The 15,185-nt window shown below is 72.4% G+C and carries 11 protein-coding genes; 5 read left to right on the forward strand and 6 right to left on the reverse strand.

Annotation, left to right across the window (positions count from 1 at the left end; all coding sequences use genetic code 11):
* Positions 1–85 precede the first annotated feature (85 nt).
* The 3 genes from meaB to ACLLJJ_RS35315 are packed head-to-tail and all read right to left on the reverse strand — an operon-like array spanning position 86 to position 5,203.
* On the reverse strand, positions 86–1,090 hold the full coding sequence (gene meaB / locus ACLLJJ_RS35305) for a methylmalonyl Co-A mutase-associated GTPase MeaB (RefSeq protein ID WP_434598735.1): 1,005 nt from the start codon (positions 1,088–1,090) through the stop codon (positions 86–88).
* 4 nt (positions 1,091–1,094) lie between these two features.
* Positions 1,095–3,314, reverse strand: coding sequence for a methylmalonyl-CoA mutase (scpA, locus tag ACLLJJ_RS35310; protein WP_434598737.1), 2,220 nt, complete (start codon positions 3,312–3,314; stop codon positions 1,095–1,097).
* The gene (locus tag ACLLJJ_RS35315) at positions 3,314–5,203 is read right to left on the reverse strand and encodes a methylmalonyl-CoA mutase family protein (RefSeq protein WP_434598738.1); all 1,890 of its coding nucleotides are present in this window, start codon (positions 5,201–5,203) and stop codon (positions 3,314–3,316) included. Before ACLLJJ_RS35315 ends, scpA begins: the two co-directional genes overlap by 1 nt.
* A gap of 419 nt (positions 5,204–5,622) precedes the next feature.
* On the opposite strand from ACLLJJ_RS35315, the gene ACLLJJ_RS35320 reads away from it, so the two are divergent.
* The 4 genes from ACLLJJ_RS35320 to ACLLJJ_RS35335 all read left to right on the forward strand — a co-directional run bounded on the left by ACLLJJ_RS35320 (position 5,623) and on the right by ACLLJJ_RS35335 (position 11,983).
* The gene (locus ACLLJJ_RS35320) at positions 5,623–6,252 is read left to right on the forward strand and encodes an alpha-ketoglutarate-dependent dioxygenase AlkB (protein WP_434600607.1); all 630 of its coding nucleotides are present in this window, start codon (positions 5,623–5,625) and stop codon (positions 6,250–6,252) included.
* A 116-nt stretch (positions 6,253–6,368) separates the two neighbouring features.
* Entirely contained in the window at positions 6,369–8,945 is a 2,577-nt protein-coding gene (locus ACLLJJ_RS35325) for a SpoIIE family protein phosphatase (RefSeq protein ID WP_434598740.1), read from the forward strand.
* 273 nt (positions 8,946–9,218) lie between these two features.
* Positions 9,219–10,427: a ribosome small subunit-dependent GTPase A gene (gene rsgA, locus ACLLJJ_RS35330; protein ID WP_434598741.1), complete on the forward strand. Its 1,209-nt coding sequence runs from the start codon at positions 9,219–9,221 to the stop codon at positions 10,425–10,427.
* Between the two features lie 161 nt (positions 10,428–10,588).
* Complete coding sequence (locus ACLLJJ_RS35335; RefSeq protein WP_434598742.1) at positions 10,589–11,983, forward strand: DNA-3-methyladenine glycosylase 2 family protein; 1,395 nt, start codon at positions 10,589–10,591, stop codon at positions 11,981–11,983.
* Positions 11,984–12,101: 118 nt separating this feature from the next.
* Here the strand turns inward: ACLLJJ_RS35335 and ACLLJJ_RS35340 are convergent, their stop codons facing one another.
* The 3 genes from ACLLJJ_RS35340 to ACLLJJ_RS35350 form a co-directional block, all read right to left on the reverse strand.
* Positions 12,102–12,473, reverse strand: a complete 372-nt coding sequence (locus ACLLJJ_RS35340) for a PPOX class F420-dependent oxidoreductase (RefSeq protein WP_434598743.1) — start codon at positions 12,471–12,473, stop codon at positions 12,102–12,104.
* Between the two features lie 61 nt (positions 12,474–12,534).
* Positions 12,535–13,017: a DUF456 domain-containing protein gene (locus ACLLJJ_RS35345; RefSeq protein WP_434598745.1), complete on the reverse strand. Its 483-nt coding sequence runs from the start codon at positions 13,015–13,017 to the stop codon at positions 12,535–12,537.
* A 36-nt stretch (positions 13,018–13,053) separates the two neighbouring features.
* Positions 13,054–14,100, reverse strand: a complete 1,047-nt coding sequence (locus tag ACLLJJ_RS35350; protein ID WP_434598746.1) for a helix-turn-helix domain-containing protein — start codon at positions 14,098–14,100, stop codon at positions 13,054–13,056.
* A 183-nt stretch (positions 14,101–14,283) separates the two neighbouring features.
* Here ACLLJJ_RS35350 and ACLLJJ_RS35355 point away from each other — a divergent pair, with 183 nt between their 5' ends.
* Complete coding sequence (locus tag ACLLJJ_RS35355) at positions 14,284–15,090, forward strand: hypothetical protein (RefSeq protein ID WP_434598747.1); 807 nt, start codon at positions 14,284–14,286, stop codon at positions 15,088–15,090.
* Positions 15,091–15,185 lie beyond the last annotated feature (95 nt).

The raw sequence follows: 15,185 nt of genomic DNA on the forward strand, positions 1-15,185 counted from the left end.
GCCATGGCCCGCCCCGTCCGCCGGGCAGGCGCGTCGTCGGAGGGAATCCGGTGGAAGACCGGAACCGCCCCGCAGCGCCCCGCCCCTAGCCCGTCTCCGGCCGCCGCCCCTGCTGAAACGCCTCCAGGATCCGTTCCGCCGCCAGCGTCGCCGTCAGTTCGCCGTCGCGGACCTGACGCTCCAGGTCCGGGGTGACCTCCCGTACCTCCGGGTGGACCCGCAGCCGGCCCAGGAGCTCGTCGCGGACCATCGCCCATACCCAGTCGACCTGCTGATCCCGCCGCTTCGCCGCGAGCCGGCCCGTCGTGTCCAGCAGCGCCTGATGCTGTTCGAGGCGCTCCCAGAGAGCGTCGAGCCCCGTGCCCTCGCGCGCGCTGCAGCACAGCACCGGCGGAGTCCACGCGGCGTCCACGGGGTGCATCAGCCGCAGCGCACCGGCCAGTTCACGCGCCGCGGACCGCGCGTCGCGCTCGTGCGGGCCGTCCGCCTTGTTGACCGTGATGACGTCGGCGAGTTCGAGGACGCCCTTCTTGATGCCCTGGAGCTGGTCGCCGGTTCGGGCGAGAGTCAGCAGCAGGAAGGTGTCCACCATGTTGGCCACCGCGGTCTCCGACTGGCCGACTCCGACCGTCTCCACCAGCACCACGTCGTACCCAGCGGCCTCCGTCACGATCATGGTCTCGCGCGTTGCCTTGGCCACTCCGCCCAGCGTGCCCGAGGTGGGCGACGGCCGTACGAAGGCCGCCGGGTCCACCGCCAGGCGCTCCATCCGGGTCTTGTCGCCCAGGATGGAGCCGCCCGTCCGGCTGGACGACGGGTCGACGGCGAGCACCGCGACCCGGTGCCCGAGGCCCGTGAGCCGGGTGCCGAGCGCGTCGATGAAGGTGGACTTGCCGACGCCGGGCACCCCGCTGATGCCGATCCGGCGGGCCGACCCGGCGTACGGCAGCAGCTCTGTCAGCAGCCGCTGGGCGAGCACCCGGTGATCGGCCCGGGTGGACTCGACGAGCGTGATGGCGCGGGCGATGTACGCCCGCGACCCGGCGCGCACGCCCTTGACGTAGGTGTCGATGTCGATCGTCGGCGCCATCGGCTCAGAGCTCGTGACCGAGTGCGGCGGCGAGTTTCCTCACCAGGTCCTGCGCCGCGTCCGGGATCACGGTGCCGGGCGGGAAGACGGCGGCGGCGCCGGCCTGGTGCAGGGTCTCGACGTCCTGTGGAGGGATCACCCCACCGACGACGATCATGATGTCCTCACGTCCCTCCGCGGCCAGTTCCTCCCGCAGCGCGGGCACCAGCGTGAGGTGCCCGGCGGCCAGCGAGGAGACCCCGACGATATGCACGTCGGCCTCGACCGCCTGGCGCGCGACCTCGCCCGGCGTCTGGAACAGCGGGCCCACGTCCACGTCGAAGCCGAGGTCGGCGAAGGCCGTGGCGATCACCTTCTGGCCGCGGTCGTGCCCGTCCTGGCCCATCTTGGCGACCAGGATGCGCGGACGGCGGCCTTCCGCCCGGTCGAACTCCTCGACCAGGACGCGGGTGGCCTCCACCGCCGGAGAGGTGCCTGCCTCGGTTCGGTACACGCCGGAGATGGTACGGATCTGGCCCGAGTGGCGCCCGTACACCTTCTCCAGCGCGTCGGAGATCTCACCGACGGTCGCCATGGCGCGCGCCGCGTCGACCGCCAGCGCCAGGAGGTTGCCGTCCAGGCCGTTGGTCTGGTCGGCGCCCGCCCGCGCGGACGCGGTCAGGGCGCGCAGCGCGTCCTGACAGGCATCCTCGTCGCGCTCGGCCCGCAGCCGCCGCAGCTTCTCGACCTGCTGGGTGCGCACCGAGGAGTTGTCGACCTTGTGCACGTCGATCTGCTCGTCGGTCTCCACCCGGTACTTGTTCACGCCGATGACCGGCTGGCGCCCGGAGTCGATGCGGGCCTGGGTGCGGGCCGCCGCCTCCTCGACGCGCAGCTTGGGGATGCCGGCGTCGATGGCCTGCGCCATGCCGCCGGCCGCCTCGACCTCCTCGATGTGCTCCCAGGCGCGCCGGGCGAGGTCGTGGGTGAGCTTCTCGACGTACGCGCTGCCGCCCCACGGGTCGATGACCCGGCAGGTCCCCGACTCCTGCTGGAGCAGCAGCTGGGTGTTGCGGGCGATGCGCGCGGAGAAGTCGGTGGGCAGGGCGAGTGCCTCGTCCAGCGCGTTGGTGTGCAGCGACTGGGTGTGTCCCTGGGTGGCGGCCATCGCCTCGACACAGGTGCGGGTGACGTTGTTGAAGACGTCCTGCGCCGTCAGCGACCAGCCCGAGGTCTGGCAATGGGTGCGCAGCGAGAGGGACTTGGGGTTCTTCGGGCCGAAGGTCTTGACCATCCTGGCCCACAGGAGGCGCGCCGCACGGAGCTTGGCGATCTCCATGTAGAAGTTCATGCCGATCGCCCAGAAGAACGACAGCCGGGGCGCGAACGCGTCCACGTCGAGTCCCGCGCCGAGGCCGGCCCGCAGATACTCCATGCCGTCGGCGAGGGTGTACGCCAGCTCCAGGTCGGCGGTGGCTCCGGCCTCCTGGATGTGATAGCCGGAGATGGAGATGGAGTTGTAGCGGGGCATCTTCTGCGAGGTGTACGCGAAGATGTCCGAGATGATCCGCATCGAGGGCGTGGGCGGATAGATGTAGGTGTTGCGGACCATGAACTCTTTGAGGATGTCGTTCTGGATGGTCCCGGCCAGCTTCTCGGGCGGTACGCCCTGCTCCTCCGCCGCGACGATGTACAGCGCGAGCACCGGCAGCACGGCGCCGTTCATCGTCATCGACACGCTCATCCTGTCCAGCGGGATGCCGTCGAAGAGCTGTCGCATGTCGTAGATCGAGTCGATGGCGACGCCCGCCATGCCGACGTCGCCGGTCACCCTCGGGTGGTCACTGTCGTAGCCGCGATGGGTCGGCAGGTCGAAGGCGACCGAGAGACCCTTCTGGCCGGCGGCGAGATTGCGCCGGTAGAAGGCGTTGGACTCCTCGGCGGTGGAGAAACCGGCGTACTGCCGGATCGTCCACGGCTGGTTGACGTACATCGTCGGATACGGGCCGCGCAGATACGGCGCGATGCCCGGGTACGTGCCGAGGAAGTCGAGCCCGGTCAGGTCCTGCGAGGTGTACAGCGGCTTGACGGGGATGCCCTCGGGCGTGTTCCACACCAGGTCACCGTCGCCCTTGCCGGTGCTCTCCTTGACGGCCGTGCGCCACTGGTCGTCGGAGACCCCGGCCGTGGCCGCGGCCTCGCCCGGCTGCCCGAGCTCGACCTGTGAGAAGTCCGGGATCCGCATCACGCCACTCCGATTCGGTCGAGGGCAGAGGTGAGGACGGCGACCACGTCGCCGCCCGCGACGACGAACTCGTCGACCCCGGCCCGCTCAAACGTTTCACGCTGCTCGCCGGGGCGTCCCGCGAGGTAGACCCGCCGGGCACCGGCCGACTTGAGTGCCTCGGCCACCCCGGCGGCGTGTTCGGCGTAGAGGGCGTCGCTGGAGCAGACGCACGCCACCGACGCCCCGCTGGCCGCGAACGCGGCGGCGGCCGACGCGGCGTCGACGGACACCGGGTCGTGGACCGGTTCGATGCCGCCGCTCTGGAAGAGGTTGGCGGCGAAGGAGGCGCGCGCGGTGTGCGCGGCGGCCGGGCCGATGGCGGCCAGGAAGACCCGGGGCCGGGCGCCGGTCGCCGCGAGGTGCGCGTCCGAGCGGGCCCGCAGGGCCTCGAAGTCCTCGTCGCGGCGCACCTTCGGCAGGCCGCCCCCGGGCGTGGCGGGCAGCGGGTCGCGCTCGACCGGAGCCTGCGCGAGCAGCGGGAACTCGCTCACCCCGGTGATCGGCTCGCGCCGCTTCGCCAGTTGCTCCTTGCGGCTCTGCCAGGTGGCGCCGATCCGCTCGGACACCAGGCCGGATTCCAGGGCTGCCGCCTGGCCGCCGGCCCGCTCGATCTCCTGGAACCAGGCCCAGGCGGCCTGGGCGAGCTCGTCGGTGAGCTGCTCGACGTACCAGGAGCCGCCCGCCGGGTCGATGACCCGGCCGACGTGCGACTCCTCGACCAGGATCGTCGACGTGTTGCGGGCGATGCGGCGGGCGAAGGCGTCCGGCAGCCCCAGCGCGTGGTCGAAGGGCAGCACGGTCACGGCGTCGGCGCCGCCCACGCCCGCGGCGAGCGAGGCGACGGTGGTGCGCAGCATGTTCACCCACGGATCGCGGCGGCTCATCATCACCGAGGACGTCACGGCGTGCTGACGCTGCGCCCCGGCCTCGGATTTCGCTCCGCACGCCTCGGCGACACGCGCCCACACCCGGCGGGCGGCGCGCAGCTTGGCGATCGTCAGGAACTGGTCGGCGGTGGCCGCGTACCGGAATTCCAGCTGGCCGCAGGCCGCTTCCACGGACAGCCCGGCCGCGGTGAGGTCGCGCAGCAGGGACACGCCGGTGGCGAGCGAGCAGCCCAGCTCCTGGGCGGCCGACGCGCCGGCCTCGTGGTACGGCAACGCGTCCACGGTCAGCGCCCGCAGCCCCGGGTACTTCTCGTGGCAGAGCGCGGCGAGGGCGGCGGCGGCTTCGGTGTGGGAGGCGAGCGCGGCGTGGTCGCCGGAGCGGGCCGCGTGGCCGAGCGGGTCGGCGCCGAGGTTGCCGAGCGCGGCCTCGGGTGCGACGCCCCGCTCCTCGTACAGGCGCAGCAACTCCCGGGCGGCCTCGGCGAATTCGTCGCCCGCGTCCAGTACGACGGGGGCCAGGTCGAGATAGACGCCGGTCAGGGCCGTGGCGATGCCGGAAACGGGCACGCCGGCCGCGCCGACGCTGAGCCATACGGAGGCGACGCCGTTCTCCAGGTCCGCGAGTACGGCCTCGTTGGTACGCGCCGGATCGGGCCGGTCGTGACGCTGGCGCACGTCCCAGCCGGCGACCGCGCCGCCTGCCGGTGTGGCGCCGCGGACGAACGGTGCGAAACCCGGATAGCCGGAGCTGTCCGCGTACGCGCCGTCGGCGGCGGTGTAGAGGGGGCGGGCCGTGAGCCCGTCGTCGAAAGCTGTGGACAGCAGGCTTTCGGCCGCCGTGTCCGGGACATCCTTACCCGTTTTGCGCAGTACGCCGGCCACCAGGCTCTGCCACTGCTCATGGGTCGCGTCCGGGAACTCGGCGGCCAGCGAAAACCCGTCATCGGGGAGGACCGTCATGCTCAGATGTTAGGGGAACCGTGCAAAGGTGCAGGAGAGGGGAAGGCTGTGACCTTGCCCTCTCCTGCTCGCCCTTGATCCTTTGGGCGTCGTGGCCTACATCGGCGGAGGCGAATGTGCGCCCGCCTATGGACTCGCGCCCGAGGCCGAAGGTCTGTCCGGCCACGGCGTTCCTGGCCTGCCTCGCCGACGAGGGCGTGGTGGCGGCCGTGGCGCCGCTGACGACGCGTCGCGCCGGCAATGCCGCACGGGGGCGCCTTCGTGCTCACCGCCTGGACGGCCGCCTGGATGGCGCCGTGACCCTCCAGCTGGTCGCCGCCCTTCTGCGCGCGGTCGTTCGCCGTCGGAGCCGCGCCCCGGAGGTCATGCGGGGAGCCCATGTATTCGTACAGGTGTTTGATTCGATGTACGCTTCTTTCATGGCCGTACACCTGCAGAGCTCACTCTTCGACCAGGAGGACGAGGTCGGGCTGCGCCCCCTGGAAGGACTGCGCCGCACCGATCTGGGGCACGGCGCCTGGATCGACGTCCTGCCCCAGTGGCTCACCGGGGCGGACGCGCTCTTCGAGGAACTCGCGCGCGGCGTCGAATGGCGGGCCGAGCAGCGAGTCATGTACGAGCGGGTGGTGGAGGTACCCCGGCTGCTGTCCTTCTTCGGCGCACACGACCCCCTGCCGCACCCGAAGCTCGTCGAGGCCCGCTCCGCGCTGGGCGCGCACTACGCGGCCGAACTCGGCGAGCCGTTCACGACGGCGGGGCTCTGCTACTACCGGGACGGTCAGGACAGCGTGGCCTGGCACGGGGACGCGATCGGCCGGGGCCGGAAGGAGGACACCATGGTCGCGATCGTCTCCCTGGGAGCGCCCAGGCAGCTGGCGCTGAGACCACGCAGACCGGGCCCGTCCCCGGTGCACAGGCCGCTCGGCCACGGTGACCTCATCGTCATGGGCGGCAGCTGCCAGCGCACCTGGGAGCACGCGATCCCCAAGACGGCGCGACCCGTGGGGCCCCGCATCAGCGTGCAGTTCCGCCCGCGCGGCGTGCGCTGAGCGCAGACCGCGGCGATCCCCGGGCGAATACCGCGCCCGCCGTCTTGTGCGTCGCGGTTGTGCCGGTCCCGGCGAGGGCTGATTCTGGAGGCAATGAACCGTGCTGGTGTGGCGCCGTGAACGCGTGGGACGCGGCAGAGAGTGCCGACTTCCGTGGTCCCCTCGACGTCACCAGGGCGGCCACGGCGGTACTCGACGCCCAGGACATGGTCGTCGGATGGAGTCCAGCGGCGGAGGCGCTCCTCGGCTACCGGCCCGGCGAGATCGTTGGACGGCCTCTCGACACGTTCCTGCCGTCACGGCCCCTGTCCGCGCTCCCTTCGCCGGAGGAGCCCCTCCCGGCCCTGGACCCCCCGATCGGCGGCAGCGAGATCCGGGTCGCGCGGCGCCAGGACGGTCATGAGCTGCTGGTCGCGACCGCGGTGTGTCTCCTGCCGGGTACCGAGGGTGCCAGTACGCCCGCCGGCGCGCCCCAGCGCATCCTCGTCGCGGCTGAGCTGGAGGGCCTGCGGCTGTGGGAGTCCCGGCTGTCCATGCTGCACGGGCTGGCCACCCAGTCGCCCGTGGGCCTGGGCATCTACGACACAGACCTGCGGCTGACCTGGTGCAACGCTTCGTACGAACGCGAGATCGGGCGCCCCTTCGCCGCGTTCCGCGGCATGCGGGCCGATGAGCTGTACCCCTGCGGGATCTTCGTGACCCAGGGGTACCCACAGGCCCTCGACGCGGTGATGCGTCAGGTGATCGACACCGGCGAACCGGTCCTGGACCTGCACTTCCGCGCCGAGCAGCCCAGTGACCCGGGAAAGGACCACCTCTGGTCCTGTTCCTACTACCGGCTCCAGAACGCCGACGGGCACGTGCTCGGGGTCTGCGAGGACGCCTTCGACATCACTGATCGCTACCAGGCGCAGAACCGGCTGGCCCTGCTCGTCGAGGCGGGCCGCGGGGTCGGCACCACGCTGGACGCGATCGTCACCGCCGAGGAGATCGCCGCAGTGGCGGTCCCGGACTTCGCCGATTCTGTGACCGTCGACCTCGGGAAGGCGGTCCTTGAGGGCGAGGTGCCGGTCACCGGTGGCTCGGCGGAGATGGGTCTCGTACGCGTCGCCTGCCGCTCCGGCGGTTCGCCGGACGCCGAGGAGGGGGCGTCGGGGGACGCGAAGCCGGACACGGAGGAGTGTGCGGAGGAGTCCGGGGAAGCGGCGGAACCGGCCGCGCCGCCCGGCGCCGGCCCGGAGGCGCCCGGGGAGCGGGAACGCCCGAGCCGCCCCCGGGATGCCGACGGGCTCCCGGAAGCGGAGCCACGCGAGCCGCTCCCCGTGGACTATCCGCCCGGCTCGCCCCAGGACCGCTGCCTCGCCTCCGGAGGTCTCGTACTCGACGAGAACACCCTGGTCGTACCCCTGCGCGGCGGAGGCGGCACCCTGGGGCTCGTCACCTTCGTCCGTGGCTCTCGGGCCGCCGCCTTCGACAGCGGCGAAGTCGCCCTGGCCGACGAGCTGGTGGCCCGTACCTCCGTGTCCGTCGACAACGCCCGCCGCTTCACCCGCGAACGCACCGCGGCCCTCGCTCTGCAGCGTCAACTGCTGCCGCAGCACGTGCCGCGGCAGTCGGCGGTCGACCTCGCCTACCGCTATCTCCCCGCGGACGACCAGACGGGGGTGGGCGGTGACTGGTTCGACGTGATCCCGCTGTCCGGGACGCGGGTCGGCCTCGTGGTGGGGGACGTGGTCGGCCACGGCCTGCAGGCCGCCGCGACCATGGGACGACTGCGCACGACTGTGCGCGCCTTCGCCCAAATGGACATGTCCCCCGACGAGTTGCTGACCCGGCTCGACGATCTGGTGGGGCAGGCGGCGGAGGAGCAGCCGGACGCCTCCGGCGAGGACGCCGGCTCCTACCCGGATGTGACCACCGGGGCGACCTGCCTCTACGCGGTCTACGACCCGGTCTCGCGCCACTGTGTCATGGCCCGCGCCGGACATCTGCCGCCCGCGATCGTGTACCCCGACGGCCGGCTGACGTTCCCGGATCTCCCGGCCGGTCCGCCGCTGGGCCTCGGTGGTCTGCCCTTCGAGTCCATGGAGATCGAGCTGCCGGTGGGTAGCCTGGTGGCCCTCTTCACCGACGGTCTGGTCGAGGCGCGCGACCGTGACATCGATGTGGGACTCGACACGCTGGGACGGGTGTTGAGTGATCGTCAGGCCTCGCTGGAGGAGCTGTGCGACCGGGCGGTGGCGGAGCTCCTGCCCGACGGTACGACAGCCGACGACACGGCTCTGCTGCTCGTCCGTACCCGCGAACTCGACGCCCGCCAGGTCGTGGACTGGGAGCTGCCCGCCGAGCGGGTCGCGGTGAGCCACGCCCGTGAGCTGGCCACGGGGCAGTTGCGCGACTGGGGGCTGGAGGATCTGACGTTCGCCACGCAGCTCGTCGTCAGTGAACTGGTCACCAACGCGATCAGGTACGCCGAGGGGCCGTTGCACCTGCGCCTCATCCGCGACCGCACCCTGCTGTGCGAGGTCGCGGACACCGGCCACACCTCACCGCACCTGCGGCACAGCGCCGAGGACGACGAAGGGGGCCGGGGGCTGTTCATCGTCGCGCAGCTCGTCCAGCGGTGGGGAACGCGGTACACGCGGTCGGGGAAGACCATCTGGACCGAGCAGTCGTTCCCCCCGGACGGCTGACCCGGCCCGGTGGGCCGGGGGCCGACCGGAAAATGGCTGGCACCCGGCGTCGGCGCCGGGCTAGGTTCTCGGTGTTGCCGGGCGACGCTGTGTGCCGTCCCGGGGTGTACCGGTTCGTTGAAGAAGCAGGAGGCGAGGACATTGATGACCACCAAGGTGGCGGGCGCTGCCCGCGTTCAGGAGTTCATCATCGTTTCCACCCCTGTGGTTTCCGGCTGACACCCATCCCGCTTTCCGAGCGCGCCGCCGGGGCCACCCTCCGAAGGGCCCCCCTTGTCCAGCTCGTTCAACACATCGCCCAACACCCTCTCCACGTACGGTACTTCTGACCCGCCCGGTGCATCCGGCACGTCCGACGACCGGCGTGCCCTCGCCGCCTACGGCTGGGACGAGGACTGGGCCTCCGCATTCGCCCCGCATGCCGCGCAGGGCCTGTTGCCCGGCCGGGTCGTCCGGGTCGACCGCGGCCGGTGCGACATCGTCACCCCGGCCGGCACCGTCCGGGCCGAAACCGAATTCGTGGTGCCGCGCGACCCGATGAAGGTCGTGTGCACCGGCGACTGGGTCGCCGTCGACCCGGGCGGCGATCCGCAGTACGTACGGACTGTCCTGCCGCGGCGTACCGCCTTTGTGCGGTCCACCTCGTCCAAGCGCTCCGAAGGCCAGGTGCTGGCCACCAATATCGACCACATCGTCATCTGTGTGTCCCTCGCGGCCGAGCTCGACCTCGGGCGCATCGAGCGGTTCCTCGCGCTCGCGATGTCCAGCTCCAGCGGCGACGCGCTGTTGCACGGTGCGACGACCTCACGGGAGAGCCCGGCGCAGCCGGTCGTCGTGCTGACCAAGGCCGACATGGTGCCGGATGCCACCGGGCTCTCCTACCTCGTGGAGGACGTCGCCTCCGCCGCTCCCGGCGTGCAGGTGCTGCCCGTCAGCGCCGCGACGGGCGACGGCATCGACGTACTCGCCGCCGTGCTCTCCGGCGGTACGAGTGTGCTGCTCGGGGTGTCGGGCGCGGGCAAATCGACTCTCGCCAACGCCCTGCTCGGCGCGGACGTGATGGAGGTGCAGAGCATCCGCGACGTGGACGACAAGGGCCGACACACCACCACCACCCGCAATCTGCTGGCGCTGCCCGGCGGGGGAACACTCATCGACACGCCGGGACTGCGCGGGGTCGGGCTGTGGGACGCCGAGGCGGGCGTCGGGCAGGTCTTCTCGGAGATCGAGGACCTGGCCAAATCGTGCAGGTTCCACGACTGCGCCCACGAGGCGGAGCCGGGCTGCGCGGTGCTCGCCGCCCTGGCCGACGACTCACTGCCGGCACGCCGGCTGGAGAGCTACCGCAAGCTGCTGCGGGAGAACCGCCACATCGCCGCCAAGACCGACGTCAGGATGCGCGCCGAGATCGGCCGTGAGTGGCGGCTGAAGTCCGCGCAGGGCCGGGCTGCCCTGGAGGCCAAGCGGGGCCGGCATCGTTGACCCGTTTCAAGCGCCGGACGGGCCCGGTTCCGGACCTGTCCGGCCCTTGAGGCTCGGGCGCTGAGTTCCGCCAGGCTCCCGCCGGGTGTCCGCGCACGCCCGTACGCGGTGTCCGAATCCCGCGAGCCCGGAGTCCGGGACCGGCGCACACTGAGAGGGTGATGGACGAAGAGACCAGGTACGAGGCGGTCAGCAGCCGCGACGCGCGTTTCGACGGCGAGTTCTTCTTCGCCGTCGCAACCACCGGCATCTACTGCCGCCCGAGCTGCCCCGCGATCACACCGAAGCGCAAGAACGTCCGCTTCTATCCGACGGCAGCCGCCGCCCAGGGCAACGGCTTCCGGGCCTGCCGCCGCTGCCGGCCCGACGCCGTACCCGGCTCCGCCGACTGGAACGCGCGCGCCGACGTCGTCGGCCGCGCCATGCGGATGATCGGCGACGGAATCGTGGACCGCGAGGGTGTGCCGGGCCTGGCCGGGCGGCTCGGCTACAGCACCCGGCAGGTACAGCGCCAGCTCACCGGCGAGCTGGGCGCCGGGCCCGTCGCGCTGGCCCGCGCGCAGCGCTCGCACACCGCCCGTGTGCTGCTCCAGACCACCGGGCTGCCCATCACGGAGATCGCGTTCGCCTCGGGCTTCGCGAGCGTGCGGCAGTTCAACGACACCATCCGGCAGATCTACGCCCGCACCCCGAGCGAGCTGCGCGGGGAGTCGGGCACCAAAACCGGCGGCGGCGCGGGGGCGAGGGCGGCCGACAGCACCGCCGCGCCCGCCCTCGCGGCCGGGATTCCGCTGCGGCTCGCGTACCGGGGGGCGTACGCGGCCGGCGAGGTGTTCGGCCTCCTCGCGCGCGAAGCGCTGCCCCGCGTCGAGGAGGTCATCGGCGCGCCCGGCGCCCGCACCTACCGGCGCACCCTGCGGCTGCCGCACGGCACCGGGATGGCCGCCGTGGACGAAGCGGCGCACAGCGGCTGGCTGGAGGCTCGGATCCACCTCACCGACCTGCGCGACCTCACCACCGCCGTGCAGCGGCTGCGCAGGCTCTTCGACCTGGACGCCGACCCGTACGCCGTCGACGAACGGCTCGCCGCCGACCCCCGCCTCGCCCCGCTCGTCGCCGCCCACCCCGGGCTGCGCTCACCCGGCGCCGCTGACCCGGACGAGCTGGCGGTACGGACCCTGGTCGGCCGGGAGGGCGCCGTGCGGCTGGTCGAGACATACGGGAAGGCCCTGGACCTGCCGTGCGGCGGGCTCAGCCACCTCTTCCCGGAGCCCGGCGCTCTCGCCGGGGCCGACGACCCCGCGCTGCGCGTCCTCGTGACCGCGCTCGCCGACGGCGGCGTACGCCTCGACCCGGGCGCCGACCGCGAGGAGGCCGAACAGGCGCTCCTGGCGCTGCCCGGCATCACCGCCAGGACCGCGGGCCTGATCCGGATGCGGGCGCTCGGCGACCCCGATGTGGCACCGGCCGGGGAGCCGGACGCGGAGGCCTGGCGCCCCTGGCGCTCGTACGCGATGCGTCACCTGTGGGCGGAGGGCATGCGAGGCGCGGTGTAGGGGTGGGCGGCGGCCGGCCGGTTGCCGGGGCGCCGGGGGCGCGAGGGCGTCGCCCGGGTGACCGGCGCGCCCGCGCCCCGATGCCGGGGAACGGCGTGACGGTCACCCGGTCACGCCGTCACGGCGTGTCCAGCCCCCAGCTGTGGATCTTGTTCGGGTGGATCCGGATGATCTCGTCGCTGAAGTGCGGGCCCAGCTCGTGCGGCCCGGTCAGCAGCTCCGCCTCGCCCCGGATGTCCACCCCGCGCACCGCCCACGGCTGGAAGCTCACGATGTCGTCGACCACCAGGGCCACCTTGGTATTCGCCTGAAGGTTGCGCCACTTCTTCGTCGTGCCCAGGGCATGGCCGCCGACCAGGATCGTGCCGTCGTCCTGCGGGAAGAAACCGACCGGGTTGGCCTGCGGCTGGCCCTTGGCGTCGACCGTGGCCATTCGTCCCAGGCGCTGGGTCTTGAGATACGCGCGTTCTGTTTCGCTGAAAGCGGTCATGGGGCCACCCTCACACGCCCGTTGGCCCCCACATCGGGCCAGGGGCGCCCACTTCGCCCCCTCAGCCCCAGAGCACCGCGCCCAGCCACGCCCCCGCCACCAGCAGGCACGCGAACAGCTCCACCAGCACCGGAAGGCCGACGGCGCGCATGACCGTGCGCGTGGACGCCCAACCGCCCCGGTGGCTGCCCAGCCGCGTCCGCTCCATCCCGTAGATCCCCCCGACGAACCCCGCGATGCCGCCCAGCACCGGCACCAGGAAGAAACCGACGATCCCGGCGACACCGCCCACGAGCAGCGTGCGCGACGGAGCCCCCGACTCATGGCGCCGGCGGCTCGGCAGCAGCGGTTTCAGTGCCTGGTTGAGCAGCAGCATGGCCGTCGCGCCGATCAGGATGCCCCACGCGAGGCTCGTAGGGGCTTCCAGCGACCACCACAGCACGGCCGCCCAGACGATCGCCTGGCCCGGCACACCGGGGACGAGCACGCCGAGCAGACCCAGGAGCATCACCAGGCCGACCGCGACGAGCTGCCACGTACCCATCTGTCAAGCGTGCAGGAGCCGGAGCGTTCTCGCAGGTCAAGGGAGTCGGGGCGGGCCGCTCCCGGCCCGGCCCGCGCCGCCGCGGCCGTCCCCGCCCGGCCGGTCCCGGGCCACCCAGCCCCGCTCGTACGCGTGCCAGCCCAGTTGTAGCCGGGTCGTCACGCCCGCAAGCTCCATCAGCCCCTTCACCCGCCGCTGCACGGTCCGCAGCCCCAGGTCCAGCTGCTTGGCCACACTCGCGTCCGTCATCCCGGCGAGCAGCAGCGAAAGCACCTGGAGGTCGGTGGCGTCGGGTCCCCGGACCGCCTCCTCCGCCACGCCGCCGCCCGCCGCGAGCCGCAGTGGCAGCGCCTCGCGCCACACCGCCTCGAAGAGCCCCATCAGCGACTCCAGCAGCCCGCTGGCATGGACGACGAGCGCCGCCGGCTCCGCGCCGCGCCCGGTCAGTGGCACCATCGCCAGCGTGCGGTCCGCGACGACCAGCTTGGTCGGCACCTTCTCCACCACCCGGACCTGCTCCTCGCGGCCCAGCGCGGCGGACAACTCGCTGATGCCGGTCGGCAGCGCCAGCACCTCACGCTCGATGACCACGCGATACGTCACCCCGCGCGCCGACGCCCGCTCCTCCGTCTCGTTGCCCCGCCCGGCCACCACGGTCGGCCGCCCGGTCACCAGCGCGCAGACCTCGCTCGACGCCCCCAGTCGCAGCTGCAGGAAGCGGTGGGCGACCGCGCTCGCGCCCGTCACCACCTCGACCAGATCGTGCACGGCCGGCTCGGCCGCCTCCGAGCGGTACTCCTCGGCGAGCAGCGCCGCCGCCAGCTCGGCCTGTTCGAGCTCGTGCCGCTGCTGGGTGAGCAGCGCGCCGAGCGCCACCCCCGGGGGCGCCGCCACCCAGCGTCCCGTGCGGGCGGAGGACTGGGCGGCGAGCCCATGGCTCTCCAGGCGGCGCAGCGCACGCTCCGTATCGGCCTCGGGGAGCGCCAGCCGGTGGGCGAGGTCGGGCACCTCCCCGGCGCCGACAGCGACGAGCGCGCGGTACGTCGACTCCTGTGCCTCATCGAGACCTATGGCTCCCAGCACTCCTGGACCCCTCCCCGGACGCGGATCTGGCAGGTCGTGGCGGAAATCGGCCACGGCACAAACCCGCCGCATACATCATCCCTGCACCGCCCGTCGCTCTGCCAATGTGGCGCCACCGCAGCACCAACAGCCTCTACACATAGGGCGTTTGCTCCCTATGTGCGGAATGGCACGGGGAGAGCGATGCGCCCGATATCGCGTACGGCGGTGGGGGTGGCGACCGCCGCTGTCCTGGCCGTCACCGCGGTCGCGCCGTCCGAGCAGGTCGGGGCGGACCTCGCCTGGGTCGCGGGCTACGACGGCAAGGGCACCAGGGTCGCCGTGCTCGACACCGGCGCGGACGCCGAGCACCCCGACCTCAAGGGCCTCGCCATATCCGCCGCGGCGGCGGGCGGCCGGGGCGTCTACGCCTACCAGGCCATGTCCGGTACGTCGATGGCCACCCCGCACGTCGCGGCGACGCAGTTGAGCCGTGACGGTGAGATGATCGGTGAATCTCCTTACCCATTCGGAGTCTTCGACGTACCGTCAGAGGAAGCGGAGTACGAATTGGCGTTGTCCACCACCAAGTTCGGGCAGCCCACGGCAGTCTGGAAGCGCTCCACCGAGACGCGGACGGTCTGGAAGTTCCGTTCCAAGCCTGACGAGAGCGCCTACTCCCAAGGCGTGCCGCTGCTCTTCCCGGGCTACCAACTCCCGGCGGACGACCGCAAGACGCTCCCCGCTCAGGACGGCCAGAAGATCGCCCTCAGTGTGAGCGGCCACGGGGGTTACACGCCGGGGGCGCTGACGGCGGCGAAGCTCTCGTACTCCTACGACGACGGCTTGACCTGGACCGAGTCCGAGGTCGCACAGCAGTCCAGCACCTGGACCGCGACCGTGAACCACGCGGGCGCGACGGGCAAGCCGGTCACGCTGAAGACCGAACTGACGGACGCCAAGGGCAACTCCGTCACCCAGCTCGTGGTGCGCGCGTACGACGTGCGTTAGCCACGACCCGTCCGCCGGGCGTCCTTCCCGTGGGGGGTGGGGTCGCCCGGCGGACGACTTTTTCCTGATGACCCGTTTTCGCACGGCCTCCGCGG

It is taken from the genome of Streptomyces sp. A5-4 (assembly GCF_051131715.1).
In the GTDB taxonomy this organism is placed as follows: Bacteria; Actinomycetota; Actinomycetes; order Streptomycetales; family Streptomycetaceae; genus Streptomyces.